This is a genomic window from Mucilaginibacter sp. P2_D11, assembly GCF_056404435.1.
Window position 1 is genome coordinate 119,025 of the sequence record NZ_JBFUEA010000010.1, and the last position, 21,617, is coordinate 140,641.

Annotated in this window: 18 protein-coding genes; 12 read left to right on the forward strand and 6 right to left on the reverse strand. The window is 47.3% G+C overall.

The genetic code is table 11. The annotated features are described in order from the left end of the window. Window positions 1-3 precede the first annotated feature (3 nt). Both AC1DXC_RS16910 and AC1DXC_RS16915 read right to left on the reverse strand, forming a co-directional pair. The gene (locus tag AC1DXC_RS16910; protein WP_477460343.1) at window positions 4-2,556 is read right to left on the reverse strand and encodes an ABC transporter permease; all 2,553 of its coding nucleotides are present in this window, start codon (window positions 2,554-2,556) and stop codon (window positions 4-6) included. 8 nt (window positions 2,557-2,564) lie between these two features. Then, window positions 2,565-3,254 carry an ABC transporter ATP-binding protein gene (locus tag AC1DXC_RS16915; protein ID WP_477460344.1) on the reverse strand — a complete coding sequence of 230 codons (690 nt, stop codon included), beginning with the start codon at window positions 3,252-3,254 and terminating at the stop codon, window positions 2,565-2,567. Window positions 3,255-3,420: 166 nt separating this feature from the next. On the opposite strand from AC1DXC_RS16915, the gene AC1DXC_RS16920 reads away from it, so the two are divergent. The 4 genes from AC1DXC_RS16920 (at window position 3,421) to AC1DXC_RS16935 (ending at window position 9,600) form a co-directional block, all read left to right on the forward strand. Next, window positions 3,421-4,125: an NUDIX hydrolase gene (locus AC1DXC_RS16920; RefSeq protein WP_477460345.1), complete on the forward strand. Its 705-nt coding sequence runs from the start codon at window positions 3,421-3,423 to the stop codon at window positions 4,123-4,125. A 127-nt stretch (window positions 4,126-4,252) separates the two neighbouring features. Then, the gene (locus AC1DXC_RS16925; protein ID WP_477460346.1) at window positions 4,253-7,765 is read left to right on the forward strand and encodes a PKD domain-containing protein; all 3,513 of its coding nucleotides are present in this window, start codon (window positions 4,253-4,255) and stop codon (window positions 7,763-7,765) included. Beyond that, window positions 7,762-8,778 carry a PorP/SprF family type IX secretion system membrane protein gene (locus AC1DXC_RS16930; RefSeq protein WP_477460347.1) on the forward strand — a complete coding sequence of 339 codons (1,017 nt, stop codon included), beginning with the start codon at window positions 7,762-7,764 and terminating at the stop codon, window positions 8,776-8,778. Before AC1DXC_RS16925 ends, AC1DXC_RS16930 begins: the two co-directional genes overlap by 4 nt. A 282-nt stretch (window positions 8,779-9,060) precedes the next feature. After that, the gene (locus tag AC1DXC_RS16935; RefSeq protein ID WP_477460348.1) at window positions 9,061-9,600 is read left to right on the forward strand and encodes a M15 family metallopeptidase; all 540 of its coding nucleotides are present in this window, start codon (window positions 9,061-9,063) and stop codon (window positions 9,598-9,600) included. A gap of 108 nt (window positions 9,601-9,708) precedes the next feature. Here the strand turns inward: AC1DXC_RS16935 and rpoN are convergent, their stop codons facing one another. Continuing rightward, the gene (gene rpoN / locus AC1DXC_RS16940) at window positions 9,709-11,184 is read right to left on the reverse strand and encodes an RNA polymerase factor sigma-54 (RefSeq protein ID WP_477460349.1); all 1,476 of its coding nucleotides are present in this window, start codon (window positions 11,182-11,184) and stop codon (window positions 9,709-9,711) included. A gap of 152 nt (window positions 11,185-11,336) precedes the next feature. Between rpoN and mscL the strand changes: the two genes are divergently transcribed. Both mscL and AC1DXC_RS16950 read left to right on the forward strand, forming a co-directional pair. Continuing rightward, window positions 11,337-11,747: a large-conductance mechanosensitive channel protein MscL gene (gene mscL / locus AC1DXC_RS16945; RefSeq protein WP_477460350.1), complete on the forward strand. Its 411-nt coding sequence runs from the start codon at window positions 11,337-11,339 to the stop codon at window positions 11,745-11,747. A 514-nt stretch (window positions 11,748-12,261) separates the two neighbouring features. Further along, window positions 12,262-12,606 carry an MmcQ/YjbR family DNA-binding protein gene (locus tag AC1DXC_RS16950; protein WP_477460351.1) on the forward strand — a complete coding sequence of 115 codons (345 nt, stop codon included), beginning with the start codon at window positions 12,262-12,264 and terminating at the stop codon, window positions 12,604-12,606. Window positions 12,607-12,753: 147 nt separating this feature from the next. Here AC1DXC_RS16950 and AC1DXC_RS16955 read toward each other — a convergent pair whose 3' ends face one another. Continuing rightward, a complete protein-coding gene (locus tag AC1DXC_RS16955; protein ID WP_477460352.1) occupies window positions 12,754-13,626 on the reverse strand; it encodes a ChaN family lipoprotein in 873 nt (290 codons plus the stop codon). A gap of 143 nt (window positions 13,627-13,769) precedes the next feature. Between AC1DXC_RS16955 and rpmH the strand changes: the two genes are divergently transcribed. The 4 genes from rpmH (at window position 13,770) to tsaB (ending at window position 15,390) form a co-directional block, all read left to right on the forward strand. Further along, on the forward strand, window positions 13,770-13,928 hold the full coding sequence (gene rpmH / locus AC1DXC_RS16960) for a 50S ribosomal protein L34 (RefSeq protein ID WP_133234571.1): 159 nt from the start codon (window positions 13,770-13,772) through the stop codon (window positions 13,926-13,928). Between the two features lie 81 nt (window positions 13,929-14,009). Next, window positions 14,010-14,393 (forward strand): ribonuclease P protein component, encoded by a 384-nt coding sequence (gene rnpA, locus AC1DXC_RS16965; RefSeq protein ID WP_477460353.1) that lies wholly within the window; start codon window positions 14,010-14,012, stop codon window positions 14,391-14,393. Then, window positions 14,390-14,632 (forward strand): membrane protein insertion efficiency factor YidD, encoded by a 243-nt coding sequence (gene yidD, locus AC1DXC_RS16970; protein ID WP_477460354.1) that lies wholly within the window; start codon window positions 14,390-14,392, stop codon window positions 14,630-14,632. The genes rnpA and yidD overlap by 4 nt, the downstream gene beginning before the upstream one ends. A gap of 77 nt (window positions 14,633-14,709) precedes the next feature. Continuing rightward, a complete protein-coding gene (gene tsaB, locus AC1DXC_RS16975) occupies window positions 14,710-15,390 on the forward strand; it encodes a tRNA (adenosine(37)-N6)-threonylcarbamoyltransferase complex dimerization subunit type 1 TsaB (RefSeq protein ID WP_477460355.1) in 681 nt (226 codons plus the stop codon). On the opposite strand, the gene AC1DXC_RS16980 is transcribed toward tsaB, so the two are convergent. Then, window positions 15,387-16,826, reverse strand: a complete 1,440-nt coding sequence (locus AC1DXC_RS16980; RefSeq protein WP_477460356.1) for a DUF5723 family protein — start codon at window positions 16,824-16,826, stop codon at window positions 15,387-15,389. The two genes, tsaB and AC1DXC_RS16980, sit on opposite strands and share 4 nt — an antisense overlap. A gap of 120 nt (window positions 16,827-16,946) precedes the next feature. After that, window positions 16,947-18,557 carry a hypothetical protein gene (locus tag AC1DXC_RS16985; RefSeq protein ID WP_477460357.1) on the reverse strand — a complete coding sequence of 537 codons (1,611 nt, stop codon included), beginning with the start codon at window positions 18,555-18,557 and terminating at the stop codon, window positions 16,947-16,949. 85 nt (window positions 18,558-18,642) lie between these two features. On the opposite strand from AC1DXC_RS16985, the gene AC1DXC_RS16990 reads away from it, so the two are divergent. After that, entirely contained in the window at window positions 18,643-19,029 is a 387-nt protein-coding gene (locus AC1DXC_RS16990; protein WP_477460358.1) for a DUF423 domain-containing protein, read from the forward strand. Window positions 19,030-19,033: 4 nt separating this feature from the next. Further along, complete coding sequence (gene priA / locus AC1DXC_RS16995) at window positions 19,034-21,523, forward strand: replication restart helicase PriA (RefSeq protein WP_477460359.1); 2,490 nt, start codon at window positions 19,034-19,036, stop codon at window positions 21,521-21,523. Window positions 21,524-21,617 lie beyond the last annotated feature (94 nt).

The window sequence follows — 21,617 nt, forward strand, 5'->3', positions numbered from 1 at the left end:
GTTTTAAGCGTTTGAACGTAACACCTCCAAAGGCGGTTTGTTTAAAATGCCCCGGCTGTTGAGTAAGCCTATGACTACCGTTAGCCCCGTGATGGCGATGAATATGTAGGCTACGGGTGCCAAATCTACGTGGTAAGGCGTTTTAAAAGTGTATTTAGCCAGCAACCAGCTGCTGCCTATGGCGATAACGATACCCGTTAAAGCCGATAGCGCACCAAGGAACAGGTATTCTAATGCGGTGATAGAAAATATTTGGCGGCGACTGGCACCCAGCGTGCGCAGCAAAACGCTCTCTTGTATGCGTTGGTATTTGCTGATGCGTACCGAAGAGATGAGCACGATGATACCCGTAAGGATGCTGAAACCGCTCATGAATTTGATCACGTAACCTATCTTATCCAGCAATTCATCCAGCACGGTAAGTACCAGGCCAAGATCGATGATAGATACGTTGGGGAATTGCTTTACAACGGCCTGCTGGTAAGCTGCCGACGACTTTTGCGATGGCACATGCGTAAGCAGTACGTGGAACTGCGGAGCCCCCTCCAGCACCCCGGTAGGGAACAGCACCTGGAAGTTGGTTTGCACCCGGTTCCAGTTCACCTTGCGGATACTGCTGATATAGGTGTTCATCAACACACCTTGTACGTTGAACACCAGCTTATCGCCAACCTTGGCGTTTATCCGCTGCGCAAAACGCTCCTCTGCCGATACCGGGATATCCGTACCGGGCGTGGCCTTGCCTATGAATTTGCCCGAGGTAATGTCTTCTGAATCGGTCAGCGAATCGCGGTAGGTAGAGCGGTATTCCCAGGCGTAGGCGCGGGGAGATATGCGCAGCGTACTGTCTTTTTTGGCATCGGCGGCGGTGTGGCCATTCACTTTCTCCAATCGCATGGTTATTATTGGCACTTGCGATAGTACGGGCAGGCCTTCTTTACGGGTCAATTCGGCAAGGGGCTTTTCCTGTGCGGTCTGGATATCGAACAAAATCATATTGCTTTGGTTGCCGCTTGAGGATAGCGACACCTGCGCAATAAGCAATTGTTGTATCAGGAATAAAGTAGCGATAAAGGCCGTACTTAAACCGATGGACACCGTAAGGATGATAGTTTGGTTGCGTGGCCGGTAAAGGTTGGCAAAGCCCTGCCGCCAGATGTAGCTCCAGCTACTCATTATCAACAGGCGCGTAAAGCGGATGAGCAGCCAGGCAATGGCCGTCAATATCAGGAAGGCGATGAGGATGCCCACGGTGAACGTTGCTGCGCTCGCCCAATCTTCCAGTTGCAGGTATGAGAAACTTACCACAAAGCCCAATACCAGCAAATACACCAGCCAGCGGAACGGGTCGCGTTTGGTAGCCGTATCTTCGAACGAAAGGCGCAGCGTATTCAACGGCGATATATTGCGAATGTTGATTAATGGCAACAGCGCGAACAGCACAGATATGATGATGCCCAACACGATGCCTTGCCAAATGGCCATCCAGGAGATTTGCACGGATATGGTAATCGGCAGAAAATCCTTCAGCACAAACGGTAGCAAATGCTGGATAGAAGTACCCAATATAGCGCCAGCTACTGAGCCGATAAGCCCGATGCCGGTAATCTGTATCAGGTAAATCAGGAATGCTTCGGAGGCCTTTACGCCCATGCAGCGCATAATGGCAATGGAGGTAATCTTCTCGCGGATGTAGATGTTGATGGCGCTTGCCACGCCCACGCAGCCCAGTAACAGGGCTATAAAACCCACCAGCGACAAGAACCGCGACAAATCGCCAAATGATCGCCCGGTGTTTTCTTTACGGCCCTCTACGGTATCGTAGCCATAATCAGCTTTATCCAGCGCGGGTTCTATTTTTTTGGAAAGTTTTTCGGCATCGGTGCCGGGCTTCAACTTATAGTAATACGCGTAATTGATGCGGCTGCCCAGTCCTATCAGTTTGGTTTCTTCCAGATATTGGAAGGGGATATAAACGATAGGTGCAATACCTGCCGCTATGCCCGTTTGCCCGGGTGCTTTGTTCAGTATCCCCGCTATGGCGAAAGATGTGCTGCCCACTTTTATCGAATCGCCCACTTTTGCGTTGAATTGCAGCATCAGGGTTTTATCAACCAAAGCGTATTTACCCGTTTTGAAGCTTTTGCCTGCCTGTAACGGCGTGGTTTCTAAATCGCCGTAGTAGGGGAACGAACCCTGCAATGCCTTCACGTTCACCAGCCGCGTGCCCTGCGTGCGGGTGAAGTATATCATCGAGGCAAAGCTCCGCTCTTCAGACCGGTCGCCGGCGATAGAATCGAGCAGGGTTTGCAGTTTTTTGTCGGGTTGCTTGTTGCCGGTAATGCTCAGGTCGGCACCAATAAGGGTTGCGGCCTGGGCGTTGATATCGTTCTGGATATTATACCTGAACGAGTAGATGGCCACCAACGCCGCAATGCCGAAGATGATGGAGGAGATAAACAGCAGCAGCCGGGCGCGGTTGCGGCGGCTATCGCGCAGCGCCATCTTAAATAGCCAGGCAAAGTTTATTTTGCGATTGTAATTAATGTTGTCCATTTCAGCCGCTATTTGTTGCCTGTGGGTTCGTCGGATACCAGCTTGCCGCCTTTTATGCGCAATATGCGCTGTGTTTTGGCAGCCAGTTCCAAATCGTGCGTTACCAGCACTAATGTCGTCCCGGCCTCGGTATTCAGGTCGAAGATGAGTTTTACTACTTTCTCGCTGGTTTCGGCATCCAAATTTCCGGTAGGCTCATCCGCAAACAATATCCGGGGCGAGTTGGAGAAAGCCCTCGCCAATGATACCCTTTGCTGCTCGCCGCCCGATAGCTGGGCAGGGTAGTGGTGACCTCGGTCGGCCAGGCCTACTTTATCTAGCAGGTCTAAGCTACGCGCTTTGATATTTTTCTCGCCGCGCAGTTCCAGCGGCACCATTACATTCTCTAAAGCGGTAAGCGTTGGCAACAGCTGGAAATTCTGGAAAATGAAACCTACATACTGGTTGCGCACCTGCGCACGTTTATCCTCGCCCAGGGAGCCAAGGTCAACACCGTTGAGCGCTACCAGGCCCGATGTTGCGCTATCCAGCCCGGCGCAGAGGCCAAGCAAGGTAGTTTTGCCACTGCCCGATGGGCCTACGATGGCATTGGCCGTGCCGGCGCCTATGGCGAAGTTGATATTATCTAAAACCGTTAAGGTGCGCCCCGCGCTTTTGTAGGTTTTGTAGAGGTTGGAGATGTTCAGTATAGTTTCCAAAACGATTATATATTTTGCTGGTGCCTTGTAAATATCAAAGTATTCTTAACAAAGCGATTGTATAAATTCATTACTTACAAATGCATTACATTTCTATACTGTTTTTAAAATGCCAATATTATTTCTACACTTGTAATTAATACAATTGTAAATAAACTTACCGCTCATGCATGAATATCCCGGGCAGCTGCGTATGCTGGTTGCTGTTGACTGTATTATATTTGGTTTTGATGGCTTAAACGTAAAATTGTTACTGGTGAAGCGTGGTTTAATGCCCGAGAGGGGCAAATGGAGCCTGATGGGGGGCTTTATGAACCCCACAGAAAGCCCCGAAGATGCCGCAACCCGTGTGCTGGAAGAGCGCACCGGGCTAAAGGACGTATATATGGACCAGTTTATGGTGTTTGGCAAACCCGGCCGCGACCCTGTGGAGCGCACCCTTTCGGTAGCGTACTTTGCTTTGATAGATATACACCAATATGAAGAGCAGTTAACCGGCGAGTATAGCCCCGAGTGGTTTTTGCTGGATAAGATGCCACCCATGGTTTTCGACCATGCCGAGATGGTGGCCGGAGCGCTGAAGCAGCTGAGGTATAAGGCGGCGCTTCACCCGATATTGTTTCAATTGCTGCCGGATAAGTTTACTATCCCGCAATTGCAGGCCCTGTATGAGGGGGTTTATCAAACGGAGTTCGATGACCGTAACTTCAGCCGCAAGTTGCTATCTACGGGCTTGTTGGTGAAACTGGCCGAAAAGGATAAGCTATCATCAAAAAAAGGCGCGTTCTATTACCGGCTGGACCAATCGCACTACGAAGAGAACTTCGAGAAATTTTTGAACCTGGTGCCTAATCCCGATAAGTTTTTTTAACCATAAAAAACGATATATTTACAGGGGTAATCCCCACACTGCCAACGGCTGTGTTCAAAATATAATAAGTGTTTTCAGCCGAAGCCTGCTTTGTGTTGCAGCCAATTAAATATAAACTATTGTTAAGTTGAATAAGGTTAAGGCGATAAGTGCGGCGGTGGCAATTGTATTGGCATGCTTTAGCCATTTGGCCATTGCGCAATCCAGCCAGGGCAAAGAGTTTTGGACCGGCTGGATGACGCACATCAAAGGTTCCGAGAACAGCCAGATGAGCCTTTACATTACCGGCGGCGCAAACACAACAGGCAAGGTAGAGATTGCCGACGGCAGCTTCTCCATTTCCTTCACCGTAACGGCCAACCAGGTTACTACCGTAGTTATCCCCGCAAGTGCATTTATAAAAGGGCAGGGGCAGTCAATGAAAGGGCTGCATATTACCGCCCAAAAAAACATTGCGGTTTATGCGCATATCTATGCCGCCAGTGTGTCGGGCGCAACGCTTCTGCTGCCGGTAAATGCCCTGGGCAAAAATTACTATTCTATCAATTATACCCAGGCCTCCAACTCCCAACAGGTAGAAAATCTTCCCTCGTATTCAACTTTTATGGTGGTTGCTACCGAAGATAATACTACGGTAGAAATCATCCCGAAGGGCAACCTGCTAAATGGTATTATGGCCGGCCAAACTTTAACCATCACATTAAAAAAAGGCGAAGTTTACCAGGGGTTATCTGCCACCGATCTTACCAACACGGTTATACGTACCAAAAACGTAAACGGCGATTGCAAGCCTATAGCCGTATTCTCGGGCAGTAGCAAAATTGGCATCGGCTGCCCCGAAACTAATTTTACGTCAGACAATCTTTTCCAGCAGGTGTACCCTATTTCATCCTGGGGCAAAAACTACATCACCGTTCCGCTAAAGAACCGTAATTACGATATCTTCAGGATAATTACAAGCGAGGATAATACTTCGATCAAAGTCAATGGCAGCAGTACGTTCATCGCGGTGGCGGGGCAAACGAACTACGAATTTACCTCGCAGCAAACTAACGTAATAACGGCAGATAAGCCCATACAAGTGGTGCAATATGCCATATCGCAGGGGCAAAACCTCAATGGCTGCACGCATGATGGTAATGACCTGGGCGACCCCGAAATGATATACCTAACGCCTACCGAGCAAACGCTGGATCAGGTAACGTTATACTCCAGCCCGTATTTCAACATTATTGCCAACTATATCAACGTAGTCATCAAAACCGACCAGGCGTCAACCTTTACGCTGGATGGCAAGCCATATACTAATTTTACCCCCGTGCCTGGTAACACAGCTTATTCCTATGCGCAAATAAGCGTAAATGCGGGTACGCACAACATAAGAGCGGCAGATGGGTTCAATGCCATTGCCTATGGTTTCGGCAACCTCGAATCATATGGTTATGCGGCAGGCGCCAGTCTCAAGAACCTTAACCAGTTTATCGCCCTGGAGGATGCAGCATCTGGCAACCATAGCACTGTCAAAATAAACGGCTGTAAAGACATCGAATACAAGATGCTGCTCACGCTGCCTTATCCCACCTCTCGCATAGAATGGGATTTCAAGGATGGCACTGCGCCGTTGGTGGTAAATAATCCCGCAGTAACCGGCACGGCCATTAAAGAGGGGAAGACCTTATATTACTACGAGTATTATAAACCGGTGAAATTTTCGGCCGGCGACTATAGCGTTACGGCAACCGTGAACAACCCCAACGGCGATATTTGCGGCGCTACCACCGATATCGATTTTGATTTCAACATTAGCGAATACCCCGATGCTAAATTTACGGTTGATAGCGCCTGCCCCGGCGAAGAGGCCAGCTTTACCGACGTTACCGATACCAAAGGCATAGCCATAAAAACCTGGCTGTGGGATTTTGGCGACGGGCAAACCAGCGCCCTGCAAAACCCAAAGCATGTGTACGCGGCAGCAGGCGATTTTAATGTGGTTTTGACCACCGTGAACTTTAATGATTGCGCTGCGGTTTCGCAGCCCATGGTGGTGCATGTTGCCAAGAAGCCGCTCGCTGCTTTTAAGATAAGCGCACCGCTTTGCGCGGGTAAAGAGATTACCCTTACCGATGCCTCTACCACCACAGACGGCAGCATTAAAGCCTGGATTTGGGATTTTGGCGACGGCACCAACGCCACCTTTAATGATAATAAACCATTTACGCACTTATACGCCAATACCGGCAGCTACAAAATAAAGCTTACGGTGGCCAACCAAAGCGGCTGTGCGGGCATATCTGTAGAGAATACCATCGTAATTAACCCCATCCCTGTAGTTGATTTTAGCCTGCCCGACGTTTGTATATCTGATGTTGCCCGTTTTAACGATAAAAGCACCATTGCCGATAATACCGAAGGCGGCTTTACCTACCTGTGGGATTTTGGCGATGCCAGGGCCAATGTTGCCAACCCTAATACATCCACCCTTAAAAATCCCAGCCATCGATACACCCTGGCAGCGGTGTACACGGTTAAGCTTACCATAACCAGCGCAAGCGGATGCGTGTTCGAGAAGACCCAACAGTTTACGGTGAACGGTGCACAGCCTATGGCCAAGTTTACCGTGCGCGATAAGGATGCCCTGTGCAGCAGCAGTCCCGTAGTGATGGATGAAGCTTCCACGCTGGATTTTGGCAACTTCACCAAAATTATTTGGTATTACGATTATAACGGCAATCGCCAGGATGCGGAAACCTTTTTGCGCTCCAACCTGCCCGCCGATAGAATATACAGCCACAGCTATGCCTTATTCAACACGCCTGCCACCAAAACTTACCGCCTGCGGATGGAGGCCTACTCGGGCGATGCCTGTGTAGACGTTGCCGAGCAGGATATCGTTATAAAAGCTAACCCCATTGCCCAGGTTACCGCTTTAGGTTCCATTTGCCTGGAAGTACCGCCGGTGCAATTAATAGCTAACAACAATGGCTATGCCGGCACGGGTGTTTTCAGCGGCAGGGGAGTGAATTCTTCGGGCTTATTTAGTCCCGCGACTGCGGGAGTGGGCGTTACTACCATCACCTATGTCTTTACAGCTACAAACGGCTGCAGCTATACTAACATACAACAGATTACCGTTAACCCTACGCCAACGGTAAATGCCGGAGGCAATACCGGCCTGCTGGAGGGTGGCACGGTGCTTTTGAAAGCAAAGGCAAGCGGAAAGGGTTTAACATATAAATGGACCCCTGCCACCGGGCTGGATCATGATGATGTTTTGAACCCCGTATGCTCGGCAACAGACGATATTAGTTACCGGCTAATCGTTACCAGCAGCGACGGCTGCCAGCAATCTGACGAAATTTTTGTTAAAGTGCTGAAAAAGTTGGGCGTAATAAATACCTTTACGCCTAACGGAGACGGATTTAACGATACCTGGACCATAAAATATCTCGAAAGTTACCCCGGAAACACTGTTGATGTGTACAACCGATACGGAGAAAAGGTATATTCGTCTGTTGGTTACGGCATTCCGTGGGACGGCACCTACAAAGGCGCAAATTTACCATCAGGAACATATTATTATATTATAAACCCTAAAAACGGCCGCAAGGTTGTTTCGGGAAGTGTCACAATTATCAGATGAGAAAAAACTTACTTCTAATGGTATTGCTTACTTTGTTTGTGCGAACGGCATTTGCACAACAGCGCCCGCAGTACACGCAATATGTATTTAATAATTTTTTACTGAACCCGGCCGTGGCTGGTATTGAAAATTATACCGATGCCAAACTGGGCTATCGCAGCCAATGGACTGGCTTACAAGGGGCACCCGTAACCAGCTACTTCAGTATAAACGCACCACTTGGGCAGGATTTTTTGCAGGGCGATGCAACAGCGTTCCCGGCATCGGGAGGGGAGAACCCATCGAGCAGGTTGTTTACGCAGTATTATCGAGCCGCCGAGCCGCATCATGGTATAGGCTTTGCCATCGTATCTGATAAAGCCGGCCCCATAACCCAAACCAATATCGATGCCAGCTATGCTTACCACCTGGGCCTTACCGATCAGCTTAACCTGGCCGTGGGCGTACAAGCCGGGGTAAGCCATATCAACCTGAATACCGATATGATAACGCTGGAGACGCAAAACGACCCGGCCCTCAACAATATCAATAACAACCAATGGAAGCCCGATTTGGGCGTTGGGCTTTGGGCCTATTCATCCAGGTTTTACTTCGGCGTATCGGTACAGCAGATATTGCCACAAAACCTGTACATTACTACCGGCAATACGGCCAACCAAAGCAAAACCGTACCGCACTACTTCGCAACAGGCGGCTACAAGATATTCCTTTCAGATGATGTTACGCTGCTGCCATCGGCACTGTTAAAGTTCATCGATCCGGCACCGGTAACTTTCGATATCAACATGAAGCTATCCTTCCGCGATAGGTTTTGGTTCGGAGGCTCGTTCCGTAAAGGCGATTCTTATTCGGTGCTGGCTGGTTTCAACCTAAGTTCGGTAATCAACGTAGGATATTCGTATGATGTTACCACATCTGCCCTGCGCACCGTAAGCAACGGCTCGCACGAGGTGGTGCTGGGCATCCTGCTTAACAACCGCTATAACCTGAAAAGCCCGCAGCACGGATTTTAAAATTAGAGGCGAGAGTTAAGAATCAAGAGACAAGACAAACATACATTTAAAAGAAAAGCCCTTTAATTGATTTTAAAGGGCTTTTCTTTTATCTTGATTCCTGTCTCTTATTTCTTATCGTTGATGCAAGCGCGGCGTGTATATCGGCATAGATTATAACCATTAAGAGATTATATCATATACAAAAATTACCGTGTTTTCACGGTATGCAGTGTTTTATTCAATAGTTATATTTGCTTGCAAATAACTTATTCACAACCCTTTAATCCTATATCTTGTCCTATGAAAACACCTAATGGTTATTCCCAAATAAACGCGTTGTTCGGCAATCCGGCCAACCCCGATGGGTCTGAAAATAAAGCATGGGTTCACGCCCATATTCAACTGGTAAAGCCACCAGCTGGTTGGAAATTATATTACCAGCAAGACCATAATACGCTGACCCCTTACCCCGGCTTGCAAATGCATGTTTTGCTTGCGCCGGTTTTTACAACCGTAATGAAGGAGATATGGGACTATGCTAAGGCGCAGTTGAACAACCCTACTGATGACCAGATTCGCGCCTGGCTACACCAATACAGGCTGGATGTTACTGCCGGCTGTTTTAATTTCAGGCCGAACGTCGGCAACCCTACGAAATTGTCATTGCATAGTTATGGCATAGCCATTGATTGGGATCCGCTCCATAACCCTCGTAAGAGCCCACTAACCAGAACTTTGCCGGATTGGTGGTATGACATCTGGAAGAAACACGGTTGGAGCGACGGTCGGCATTTTCACACACCAGACCCAATGCACGTACAATTCGCTACCGGAGCCTGAGGAAGTTCAAGAATCAAGAACCAGGAAAATATCCAAAAGAAAAGCCCTTTAACCGATTTTAAAGGGCTTTTCTTTATCTTGATTCTTGACTCTTAGTTCTTGAATCTTCTACAATTCTTTCCTCAGCCTCGCAACCGGAATATTCATTTGTTCGCGGTATTTGGCTACGGTACGGCGGGCTATATTGTAGCCGGCATCTTTTAATATGTCGGTCAATTTTTCGTCGGCAAGGGGGTGGCGTTTGTCTTCCTGGCCAATGTGCTCTTCCAATATCTTCTTAACCTCCTTGTTTGATACCTCTTCACCGCTTTCGGTTTGGATGGCCTCGGAGAAGAATGATTTCAGCAGGAAAGTGCCATGCTCGGTTTGTACGTATTTGGAGTTGGCCACGCGCGATACGGTGGAGATATCCATACCGATGCGGTCGGCAATATCCTTCAAAATCATCGGCTTCAGGTTTTTGTCGTCGCCGGTTAAAAAGAAATCGTACTGGTACTGCATTATGGCGTTCATGGTTTTCAGCAGCGTTTGCTGGCGCTGCTTAATAGCATCTATAAACCACTTGGCCGAATCGAGCTTCTGCTTCACAAATTGCACCGCCTCTTTCAGCTTCTTGTCCTTCTGCGAAGCCTTATCGTAATGCTGGAACATCTCCTGGTAAGAGCGGCTCACCTTCAGTTCGGGCGCATTCTTACTGTTTAGCGTTAGTATCAACATGCCATCGTTGTTACTGATATGGAAATCGGGTATCACCTGCATTTGCTTGGTGCTTACCTCGTTGCTGTCGCCCGGTTTGGGGTTTAGCTTCAGTATCTCGGCAACAACGCCGCGTAACTCTATGGAATTCATATTCAGCACGCGTTCCAGTTTATCGTAATGCTTACGGGTAAACTCGTCCAGGTAATCTTCAACAATTATTATCGCTTTTTTTACAATAGGGTCGTTAACATCTTTTTTGCGGAGTTGTATCAGCAGGCATTCCTGCAGGCTGCGCGCACCAACGCCGGCCGGATCGAAGCTTTGGATTACTTTCAGCATATCCTCCACTTCCTCATCTTCGGCCATCACGTTCTGCGAAAAGGCCAGGTCGTCGGTAATGTTCATAATGGGGCGGCGCAGGTAGCCATCGTCATCAAGGCTGCCTATGATTTGCTTGCCTATAGCAAAATCTTTGTCTGATACGGGGAGCAGGTCCAGCTGCGATTGCAGGCTCTCGAAGAACGAGCTTTGCACGGCAATGGGTATTTCCTTGCGTTCGTCTTCGTCTTCGCCGTTTTGGTCGTAACGAGAGCCATAATCGTTCACGTTATCTTCCTGCAGGTAGTCGTCTATATTAAACTCGTCCATCTCTCCACGCTCTTCGTCGGCGTTGAACTTATCTTCGTCGGGGTCGCGGTCGGGGTATTGTTCCTCGGGTTCGTTTATATTGGCCAGGCTTATATCTTCAAGCGCGGGATTTTCTTCCAGTTCTTCTTTTATACGGGTATCTAACGATACCGTAGGCACCTGCAACAGCTTGATGAATTGTATTTGCTGCGGCGAAAGTTTTTGTAAAAGCTTTTGTTGAAGGTTCTGTTTAAGCATAATTAAGACAAAGGCAAAAGTACATCAATTACCTTAACTTATAAAATAAAGAAGTTGTAACCGGCGTAATGTTGTAAATGCTTTTTGTATTAATTTGTTTGGAGGCGTGGGATAAATATTGATAACTTTAAAAATATATAAATATCTGTATTATGGGTTTCGTAAAAGAATTTAAAGATTTTGCCGTGAAAGGCAATGTGGTTGATCTGGCGGTCGGTGTAATTATCGGCGCTGCTTTTGGTAAGATAGTCACGTCTTTAGTGTCTGATGTGATCATGCCGCCTATCGCTTACCTTACGGGCGGTGTAGATTTCGCCGACAAAAAAATTGTACTTACCCCGGCAGATGCCGTGGCGAAAGTACCCGAAGTAGCCATTCATTACGGCCTGTTAATTAATGCCATTATCCAGTTTTTGATTATTGCGCTTTGCATATTTGTTGCAATAAAGGCCATTAACGCCCTTAAAAAGAAAGAGGAAGAAGCACCTTCTGCGCCGCCTGCACCAAGTAAAGAAGAAGTATTGCTTGCCGAGATAAGGGATATTTTGGCTGCGAAGAAGTAGTGACAACCAAAAGGATACTTACGGGAAGCGTAAAGGCACTGATCCTTGTAAGTGTTTGCGTATTTATATGTTATTCGCATCGTTACAATTCGCCTTATGGAGCATGGTCTTTGGTTGGTATTTGTGGAGGATTTTTAATTTTAACTGCCGTTAGGTTACATGGCCAGACATCAAATGACCTTCGTAATTCGATTATCTTTAATTACACAGGGCTAATAGTTGGTTGCGTTTTAGCAGCGTATGTATTGAGATGGGTTTATCAAAAATACGAACTTGCAGCGCACGGGCTGATTACAAAGGGAATAGTCGTAGGATTTAGCCAGGTAACTGTAAAACACACTGTCGCTAATTACGCTGTTGTTTATTATCGGTTTAACAACCGATTTTACACCCAAGAGTTTAGAGACGCGGATGACATGCTACAAACCTCAGATACAGTTACAATGTTGTGTTCATCAACCGACCCGGAACTTTGTGATATAACAGCTTATCAACGAAATGGGGTTCAAATAAAATGGTAAGTGTAGATTTTTTAAGGCGTGAAGCATTATCGCTACCAGATGCGATAGAGGATGCGCATTTCGAAAACAACTCGTTCAAAATAGCTAAAAAAATATTTGCCACGCTGAATGAAACGGCAAATCGTGCTACGGTGAAGCTGTCGCCAACCGACCAGGATATCTTTTGCCTTGCCGAAGGCAACGGTGTTTACCCCGTACCTAATAAGTGGGGCAAACTTGGCTGGACGCACATCGACCTGAATGCTGCCAAACCTGAGTTGTGTACCGAGCTGTTAAAAGTAGCTTACTGCGAGGTAGCGCCTAAGAAATATGCTGCGCTGATTAATTTTGAGGAGTGAAAACGAAAAACTCCACCACGTCATCATAAGGAACGAAGCAATCTCTACACAGGACAATTCACTATGCAAGTTGCTCTTTTTATCGGGAGATTGCTTCGTTCCTCGCAATGACGCGGCGGTAAAAACGCTTTTCAGCGCTCCTTCGTTTTAAAAGGTCTTCGGCAGTTTAGGATCCGTAAGGATTATATAGTCACCAAATTTGGCGTATTTGCTCCAATCGGGCTTGTCGAAGTTATCATCGGCGTAGGCCTGTATGTTCATTACCTTTATTTTAGGCGCGTACTTCTTTAGCTGTGCAACGGTACCCAGTTTTTCTTCGCTGTGGAAACCGCCGTTTACCTGCATTATCTTGAAATCTTTATGAGCTTTGTAAAATTTGGCAATGCTGTAACCCATGGTAGCATCCCAAAGGTTTTGCGATTGGAAAACGTGCATAGGCCCGCCGTGCCCGCCCATCACCTCGCCGAATTTATCGTAATAGCGGCCGGTTGCGGTATCTATCGGTAAGGGTGGCAGCCAGCTTTTGGCGGTGGCATCCAATTTTTGCAGGTCGCCAAGCCCAACACGGGTAGTCATATTGGTGTAGCGGGTAGGGGCATTGGCAGCAACAACGGGCAGGTTATTGTCTTTGGCGGCATCAACCATTGGGCGGTAATCTTTATAGTTTTTCCAGGCGCGGCCCTCGGTAATCAGGTTCTTCTCGCGGATAAAGCCGGCCAGGTACTCGTTCAATACCGTTTGGCAATCGGTTTGGAACATCTCCATTGATAGCGCTGTTTTAGCCGGGTATTTCGCTGCCAGCATCTTAAATAGTACGGCCTCCAGGTAATGACCTGTGCTATCATTATGCTCCTCGCCGAAGAAAAGTACATCGCTCTTCTCCATATCATTAATTACATCATCCAGCGTGGCGGGGGCATTTTTGGCTGTATTGTATATTTTGTAATGGGCGGCCATAGGGTCCTGGCAAAAGGCGGCCAGAGGAAGCAATATTAGCAACAGGCAGGCGGTAAATTTCATGTGATAAGCGGCTATGTTAATATGTTAATAAATACGCGTTATCAAATAACAACATTTCTATTTGAAAAAACTAAAAAATACGCTACATTTGCACTCTTGTTTTTTAGGACGAAGATTAAGCATAATAAGAATAAAATATAGCCATGAAAAGAACGTTTCAGCCCTCACAAAGGAAAAGAAGGAATAAACACGGTTTCCGTGAGCGCATGTCAACTGCTAACGGCAGGAGGATATTAGCAGCAAGAAGAGCCAAAGGCCGCAAAAGATTGTCAGTTTCTGACGAGCGCACCCACAAAGCTTAATATACTGGTTGTTTTTCCTTATTAAAATAAATAAGGGGCCGAACCGGTTACAAGCTTAATTTAGGTTCAGCACTAACAACTATGCATACTTTTAAAAAAGAAGAACGGTTATGTAATAAGAAGCTTATAGACGGGCTTTTTCATAACGGTTCTTCTTTTTTGTGTTACCCCTTCCGGGCCTCCTGGATGCCTGTAGATAACGCGCAGCAATTCCCCGTGCAGGTAGTGTTCTCGGTGGCAAAAAAGCGCTACAAACGCGCTGTAGACCGTAATGTAATCAAGCGCCGCATGCGCGAGGCTTATCGCCTCAACAAACAAGCCTTGTTATATGATGTACTGGCCGATGCCGATAAACGCATCGTTTTGTCTATTGGCTTCATTGGCAAAGAACTGGCCGATTACGCCCTTATCGAAAAAAAAATGCTTAAGCTTTTGGCGCAGCTTGGGGGGCAGGTAATCAAATGAAGTTTTTGTGGGATATATTTGCCCGCCTTATCGGCAGTGTTTTTTTGCTGCTGATAAAGTTTTACCAGTACTTTATATCGCCTATAACCGGGGCATCGTGCCGTTATACGCCCACCTGCTCGCAATACGGGGCAGAGGCTATTAAAAAATACGGCCCATTTAAAGGTGGCTGGCTCACCATAAAACGCATAGCCAGCTGCAACCCGTGGGGCGGCCACGGGCATGATCCGGTACCATAAATAAGTCAAAAGTTTAAAGTAAAAAGTCAAAAATCGACTGTCTGCTTTTTAATTTTGGCTTTTTAATTTTGACTTAGATGGCAACCATACTACAAATAGAAACAGCAACAACCTCCTGCTCGGTAGCATTAGCCCGGGATGGGCAGGTATTGGGCCTTAAAGAGATAGACCAACGTAATATACACGCCGAGGTAATAACGCTGTATATAGATGGTTTGCTAAAGTATGCGGGTATAGGTTACGATGCCTTGGATGCTGTTGCAGTAAGCTGTGGGCCCGGCTCATACACGGGCCTGCGTATTGGTGTTTCTACTGCAAAAGGCTTATGTTTTGCGCTGGATAAACCGCTGATATCGGTAGATACCCTGGCGGCTATGGCTAAAGGTATTGCAGATGCTGAAGGCGATATGCTATTATGCCCTATGATTGATGCCCGCCGTATGGAAGTGTTTACGGCTATATTTGATCAGCAGGGTGATGTGGTTAAACCCACCTCAGCCGAAATAGTAAATGGAGATAGCTTTGCGGATTTATTGGCCGATAATAGAATATTGTTTTTTGGCGATGGTGCAGATAAATGCCGCGTGGCTTTAAGTGGTAACCCTAATGCTAATTTCCGCACCGGCTTTGCCAATTCTGCGGCACACCTCACGGCTATAGCTGCCGAAAAATACCTCGCTCGGGATTTTGTAGATGTGGCTTACTTCGAGCCTTATTACCTTAAAGATTTTATCGCCGGCAAAAAGGCGAACGCCTAATAATCGTCGCCACTACCAAACAGGCGGTTCCATATCCTGCGGAAGAAACCCGGTTTTTTCTCGAGAGGGATGTAGCTGGCGTTAAGCGGATGTTCTATCAGCGGGCCGAATTTAAAAGTTGCGCCAATGAATATGTCTTCGCCGGTATAAGCCGCGCTATGATTTATCTGGCCTGTGTTTTTTGTTGATGCCAATGCCAGACTTGCGGTTGGTATCAACCTCTCGCTCCCAACAAAAAACTCCACATTGGGCGTTTTTATCATAAACTGGCCGCCCACGCTTAATATTTTGTAATTATTGTAGCTGGTGGTAAGCGTTATCGTGTAGTTTTTATATTGCACGGGGTTTACAAGCGCCGCCGTTACGCCATCAAAAAACACCTCTTTAGAGATAATGAACGTTGGCGAATATTTATACTGATTGTTATAATCGAGCCAGTAGGTTCTGTTTGCGCTTATCTCTATTTTGCCGTTGGTGGGTGTGATGAAACCGCCGATTTTGTCGTTGGTTTTGGTGATGTGCCTGGCCGTTTCGTAGATGTTGTGCTCGCGCTGGTTCGACGAAAATTGGGGTATGGTATCAGTAGCGGCAAAATTATACACGCTGGATCGGTTGCTCCAGTGGATAAAGCCCAGATCCTTAAGGTTGAACTGCAGGTTGAATGCATCCCTCGTGCGGAATGATACCCCAAAGCCTGCGGATATACCCGGGTTGCGGAACGTTGGCAAATAATCGCGCCCGGTAAACGGTCCCGGGTTATAATTAAGGTGGTACCTGCCAGTCATGGCAACAATTGCCTGGTCGGCCGCCCGGTCTATATCCAGCGCCGAAGTGTTAGTTTGTAACTTTTGGTAACGGATACCCATCAACGCACTAAGCTTTATGCCCAGGGCCAAGTCGCGGTTTATTTTTTCGCGATAGGTAAAGCTAAGCTGATGGTAGGCCTGGTAAGTACCCTGGTTATTGAAGATGTTGTCGTAATGGTCGTCGGCAAAGGCATTTGGGCCGTTGTACAGGGCTATAGTTTCGTCGCTGAAAAGGCCGCGGGCCTCTATTTTGCTTTGTGCCGATATGCCGATTTCGGCATTGCCCTCCAGGTTGGTAAACATCTTGAACATCAGCGAGTAGTAGTTGATGTTGCCATTTACCCGGTTCATACGCCCCTGGTTAAGTGTTAGGTTGGTGGTGGTATAATAACCTAAAAATGCCCTTGATTTTAATGGGATTTGCGAATTGCCCGTTAAGAACGAATTGGTAGATAAATTGGGCAGCAGGAAGTTGAAAGCAAACTTGCGGCTGGAATCGGGGATGAAGGTGCCACGAGACGGGTTCTCGAAAGAATCATATAAAGTGCCGGTATTGTATTGCGAAAATTGTTGGCCAAAGGAGTGTACAGTAATTAACAGCAGGGGAAATGCTAATAAAAATTTCTTCATAAATCGCTTCGTATTCTTTGCTCGCGTTAATGCCTTTAAATATATCATTCAAATTTCACTTGGCGTTAAACTACGCCAGTAATATGCTCCTTTAACGGAATACAGCGGCAAGGGTTGTATTTATTGTTGGTTTTGGCCGTTTTTTGCGCTCAGGGTAGTGTCGCGCTGGTTTCGTAGCATGCAAAAGTTGGTGTAGAAATTGCCATCGGTGGCGGTGAGCTGGTACGATGCCGATTGGAAATCCTGCAAGGACAGCTTGTTGTTTTCGTAAGCATAGAAAACGCTATCCTTCAGGTCGTTTTTCAATATCATGCGGGCGTTTTTGAAATTGATAAAGAATGTTACGTTGCTGCGCTCGGCCATCAGATTATCAAAACGCTGGTATGAGTCTGTTTTGCTCATGAATTTACGGTTAAGGTAGCTATCGGCAAAGCTATCCAACTCCTTAACGCTGTTGGCGAGCACCAGGTAATTATCGAATATCCTGAAATAAGGCCGGCGGAACATGTTGAAGGCATCGCCGAACAGGAAATAAGGCAGCTTGTTGTAATTTAATTCGCCGGTATCATCGTTTATCATTGTGCTGATGTTTACCATAAAGGGGCGCAGTTTTGAGCCGTCTTTTACGGTTATCAGAGCAAATTTCTCGCGGTAACGAGTAGTGACTACGGCAAACTCTTTGCCTAGCAGTTTGCTAAGTTCTGATTTTAGGTTGATGCCGGTCTCGGCTTTTACTCTTTTCAGCAGTGTGTCCCGGTCGGTTTTCAGCCCCGCCTTATCCTGGAAGGTGCTCAGATCGTGCATAAATTTCTCCGGGTCGGATGCCGCCATATTGATGGCATACGCCGTAGTGGAAGGGAAAATCTCTTTCAGCTGGTTTTCCACAGGTGCCTGGGCAATAAACAGGTTGAGGTAGCTGGTCGGTTTGTTGGCATCTGCTTTGGTATAGCCGTTAAACATCAGCGCATCTGCTTTGTAATTGAGATTGAGTGCAGCTGAAGCAGGCAGCAACCGGAAGTTTTTGAAGATATCGTTGTTTTTGGTTTTGAACAATTTATCGAAAAGCGGCGATAGCTGGCTGTAATTGATGTAAAGGTTGGCAAGCGAATTTGAGTTTTGCTGATCGGGCAAGAGCAGGAAGGCCGAGGTTTCCTTATCGTTCCGGGGGGAGGCCACCTGGGCTATGAGTTCTTTAGAAAAACTTGCCGAGTAAATATTTTCTTCGGTATTGAGGAGATAGAAGCGTTTTTTGAGCGACGCTAAGTAGATAACAAAGCCCCTTTTCTCATTCATGGTGAACGAAGTGATGAGCATCCCCGTTTTTTTTTGCTTAGCCAGGGCATCAATGATACTTATTTCGAAATCTTTCCCGGCGGCCGCGGTAAGCAGCAGCTGGGGCTCCGGGCCTGTATTGGGGTGCAGCGAAAGGAAAACGTTACTGCCATCGAAGAATTGCCGCAGCGCGGGGTTGCCAAAGAGCGTTTGGCGCACGGTATCCAGCTCGCTTATCGCTTGTTCGCCTATCAGGCTGCCCAGCAGGGTGTTGTCGGTAAAGATTTCGTAAAAACCCTTATCGTTACTGAACTCGAAAACGGCTACAGCACTATCGGGTATGGTGCGCATAATGTTGCCCGCGTGTACGCCAGACGAGTTTAAGCTTTTGAAATACTTAATCGTAAAGTACCCGGTGCCCACAATGAGAATTAGCGTAAATAGGATGAATCTTTTCATGTGGCTTTGCGCCCGCAATTTAGAATTTTACCGTACCACAATAAAGTAATACTTTCATTTGGTTAACTTAGCCTTTTATATCTGCATGAACAAACAAATTATAAGTACCGCTGCACTCCTGGGTGCTATTGCCGTTATTTGCGGTGCGTTCGGCGCTCATGCGTTGGGGGCAAAGCTACAGCCCCGTCAGCTGGAAGTTTGGCACACCGCGGTTCAGTACCAGTTTTACCATGTTTTCGCTTTGCTGTTCCTCTCTACCTTTGCCAGGTTCAAAAATAATCTTATCGTAGCCTCTTATTGGTGTTTCACGTTAGGGATATTGCTTTTCTCGGGCTCGTTATATCTACTGGCCTGCCGCGATTTATTGAAAATGCCTGGTTTGGTAGCCATTGGCCCGGTTACTCCTCTCGGCGGTTTATTGTTTATAATTGGCTGGATAACGCTTGCGCTGGCTGCGTTCCGCAATAAATAAGCCCATGTTAGAGTTTGCCGAGGTACAGCAGCCTAACCGTAAAACGCTTTTTGTTGAGGTGATATTGCCTTTGGCCATCAGCCTTAACTATACCTACCGCATACCTTTCGATATGAACGGTGCTGTTGCGGTAGGTAAACGCGTGGTGGTGCAGTTTGGCAAAAGCAAGCTTTACACAGCCGTTATAGCCGCCATTGGCGAGCAAGCGCCCGAAAAATACGAGGCGAAATATATTATAGAGGTATTGGACGATGCCCCCGTGGTTACCCAAAGGCAGCTTGCTTTTTGGCATTGGGTGGCCGAATATTATATGTGCAATGCAGGCGAGGTAATGAACGCCGCCCTGCCATCGGCACTGAAACTGGCCAGCGAAACCAGGATAATGCTGAACCGGGAACATGAGTACGATAAAACCCAGCTAAACGATAAAGAGTACCTGATTACCGAAGCGCTGGACATACAGCCGGAGTTGACGGTGAGCGATATCGTAAAACTCCTTGGCCAAAAAACGGTGATGCCGATACTGCGATCGCTGTTCGAGAAAAACATCATCATCCTATCTGAAGAAGTAAGCGAGCGATACAAGCCGCGCCGCAAAACCTATATCACTTTAAATCCGGTTTACCTTAACCCCGATAACCGCCGCGAACTATTCGAGATACTGGAAAAACGCGCGCCTAAGCAGGCCGATGCCTTGTTGGCCTATATGAAGCTATCGCGGCAGCAAAAAACCGTTGCCAAAAACGAATTGATAGAGGAAAGCGGCGCGGGCGAAGCCAGCATAAAATCGTTGATAGAAAAGGAAGTGTTTTTTGCCGAGCAGAAGGTGATTAGCCGCCTTGGGTATGAAGGAGATGCCGAAGAAAGCAGCTTGTTTGAATTGAGCTCCGCGCAGCACTATGCTTTGGCCGAAGTGCGACAGCATTTTGAGAAAAAGGACGTGGTATTGCTGCATGGCGTAACGGCCTCAGGCAAAACGCAGTTATATATCAGGCTGATAGAGGAGATGATTGCCACCGGCAGGCAGGTGCTTTATTTGTTGCCCGAGATTGCCCTAACTACCCATATTATAGAGCGGCTGCGCATTTATTTTGGGGGCACTATAGGTGTTTACCATTCGCGGTTTAATGATAACGAACGGGTAGAGGTATGGCAAAAAGTGCTGCGCGGCGAATACAAAGTGGTGCTGGGCGCACGCTCATCGGTGTTTTTGCCCTTCCATGATTTGGGGCTCATCATCGTAGACGAGGAGCACGAAACCTCTTACAAGCAATACGACCCTGCGCCACGCTACAATGCCCGCGATGCGGCCATTTACCTGGCCAATATGCACGGTGCCAAAGTGCTGCTGGGCTCGGCAACACCTTCCTTCGAAACGTATTACAACGCACGCACTAACAAATACGGCCTGGTAGAGCTTGCCGAACGCTACGGCGGTGTACAGCTACCTGCCATTGAGGTAGTAAGCATATCTAAGGAGTTGAAACAGAAAACTATGCAATCGCATTTCAGCAGTGTGCTGATGGCCGATATGCAACTGGCCCTGGAAAACAAGGAGCAGGTGATACTGTTCCAAAACCGGAGGGGTTATGCACCTGTGCTGATGTGCCGGGTTTGCGCCCATACGCCAAAATGTATCAATTGCGATGTGAGCCTTACCTACCATAAGCACACCACCAAGCTGCATTGCCATTATTGCGGTTATAAGGAAGATACGCCTGCCGTTTGCCCGGCATGTGGCTCCACCCATCTCGAATATAAGGGCTTCGGTACCGAAAAGGTAGAAGATGAGCTATCCGTTTTGATGCCGGATGTGCGGCTGGCCAGGATGGATCTGGATACCACCCGCTCGCGCAATTCGCTGCAAACCATCCTCAATAACCTCGAAGAAAAAAAGATAGATATACTCATCGGTACCCAAATGGTTGCCAAAGGACTCGATTTTGCCGATGTTACCGTTATAGGCATCATCAACGCCGACAGCCTTTTAAAATACCCTGACTACCGCGCCAACGAGCGCAGCTACCAGATGCTATCCCAGGTGAGTGGCAGGGCAGGGCGGAGGGGCAAGCAGGGCAAGGTGGTTATACAAACTTACGACCCAAGCCACCGCGTAATAAAACAGGTGATAGAAAACGATTACCTCGATCTGTACCTTACCGAAATGGAGGAACGCAAAAGCTTCCACTATCCGCCGTTTTATCGTATCATCAGCATCGATGTAAAACACATGAACCCCGAGATACTCTACAACCAGGCCGAATACCTGGCAACCGAACTCCGTAAGCATTTCGGCGACCGTGTGATTGGCCCCGAGCCGCCCCTCGTTAACCGCATCCGTAATTTCTACATCAAAACCATTATGCTGAAGTTTGAACGCGATGGCATATCCATTGTAAAAGCCAAAGCCTTGCTAAGAGAGGTAATCACGCAATTCCACACGACGAAGTTGAGTAAAGGGAGCGTGGTGCAGCCGGATGTAGATCCTTACTAAACAGCGATTAAACACGATTAAGGGATTTAGCGATTAACACGATTTTTTTTTGATTTTATAGAATGGATTTTGGTTAGATTCGGTTTATGGATAT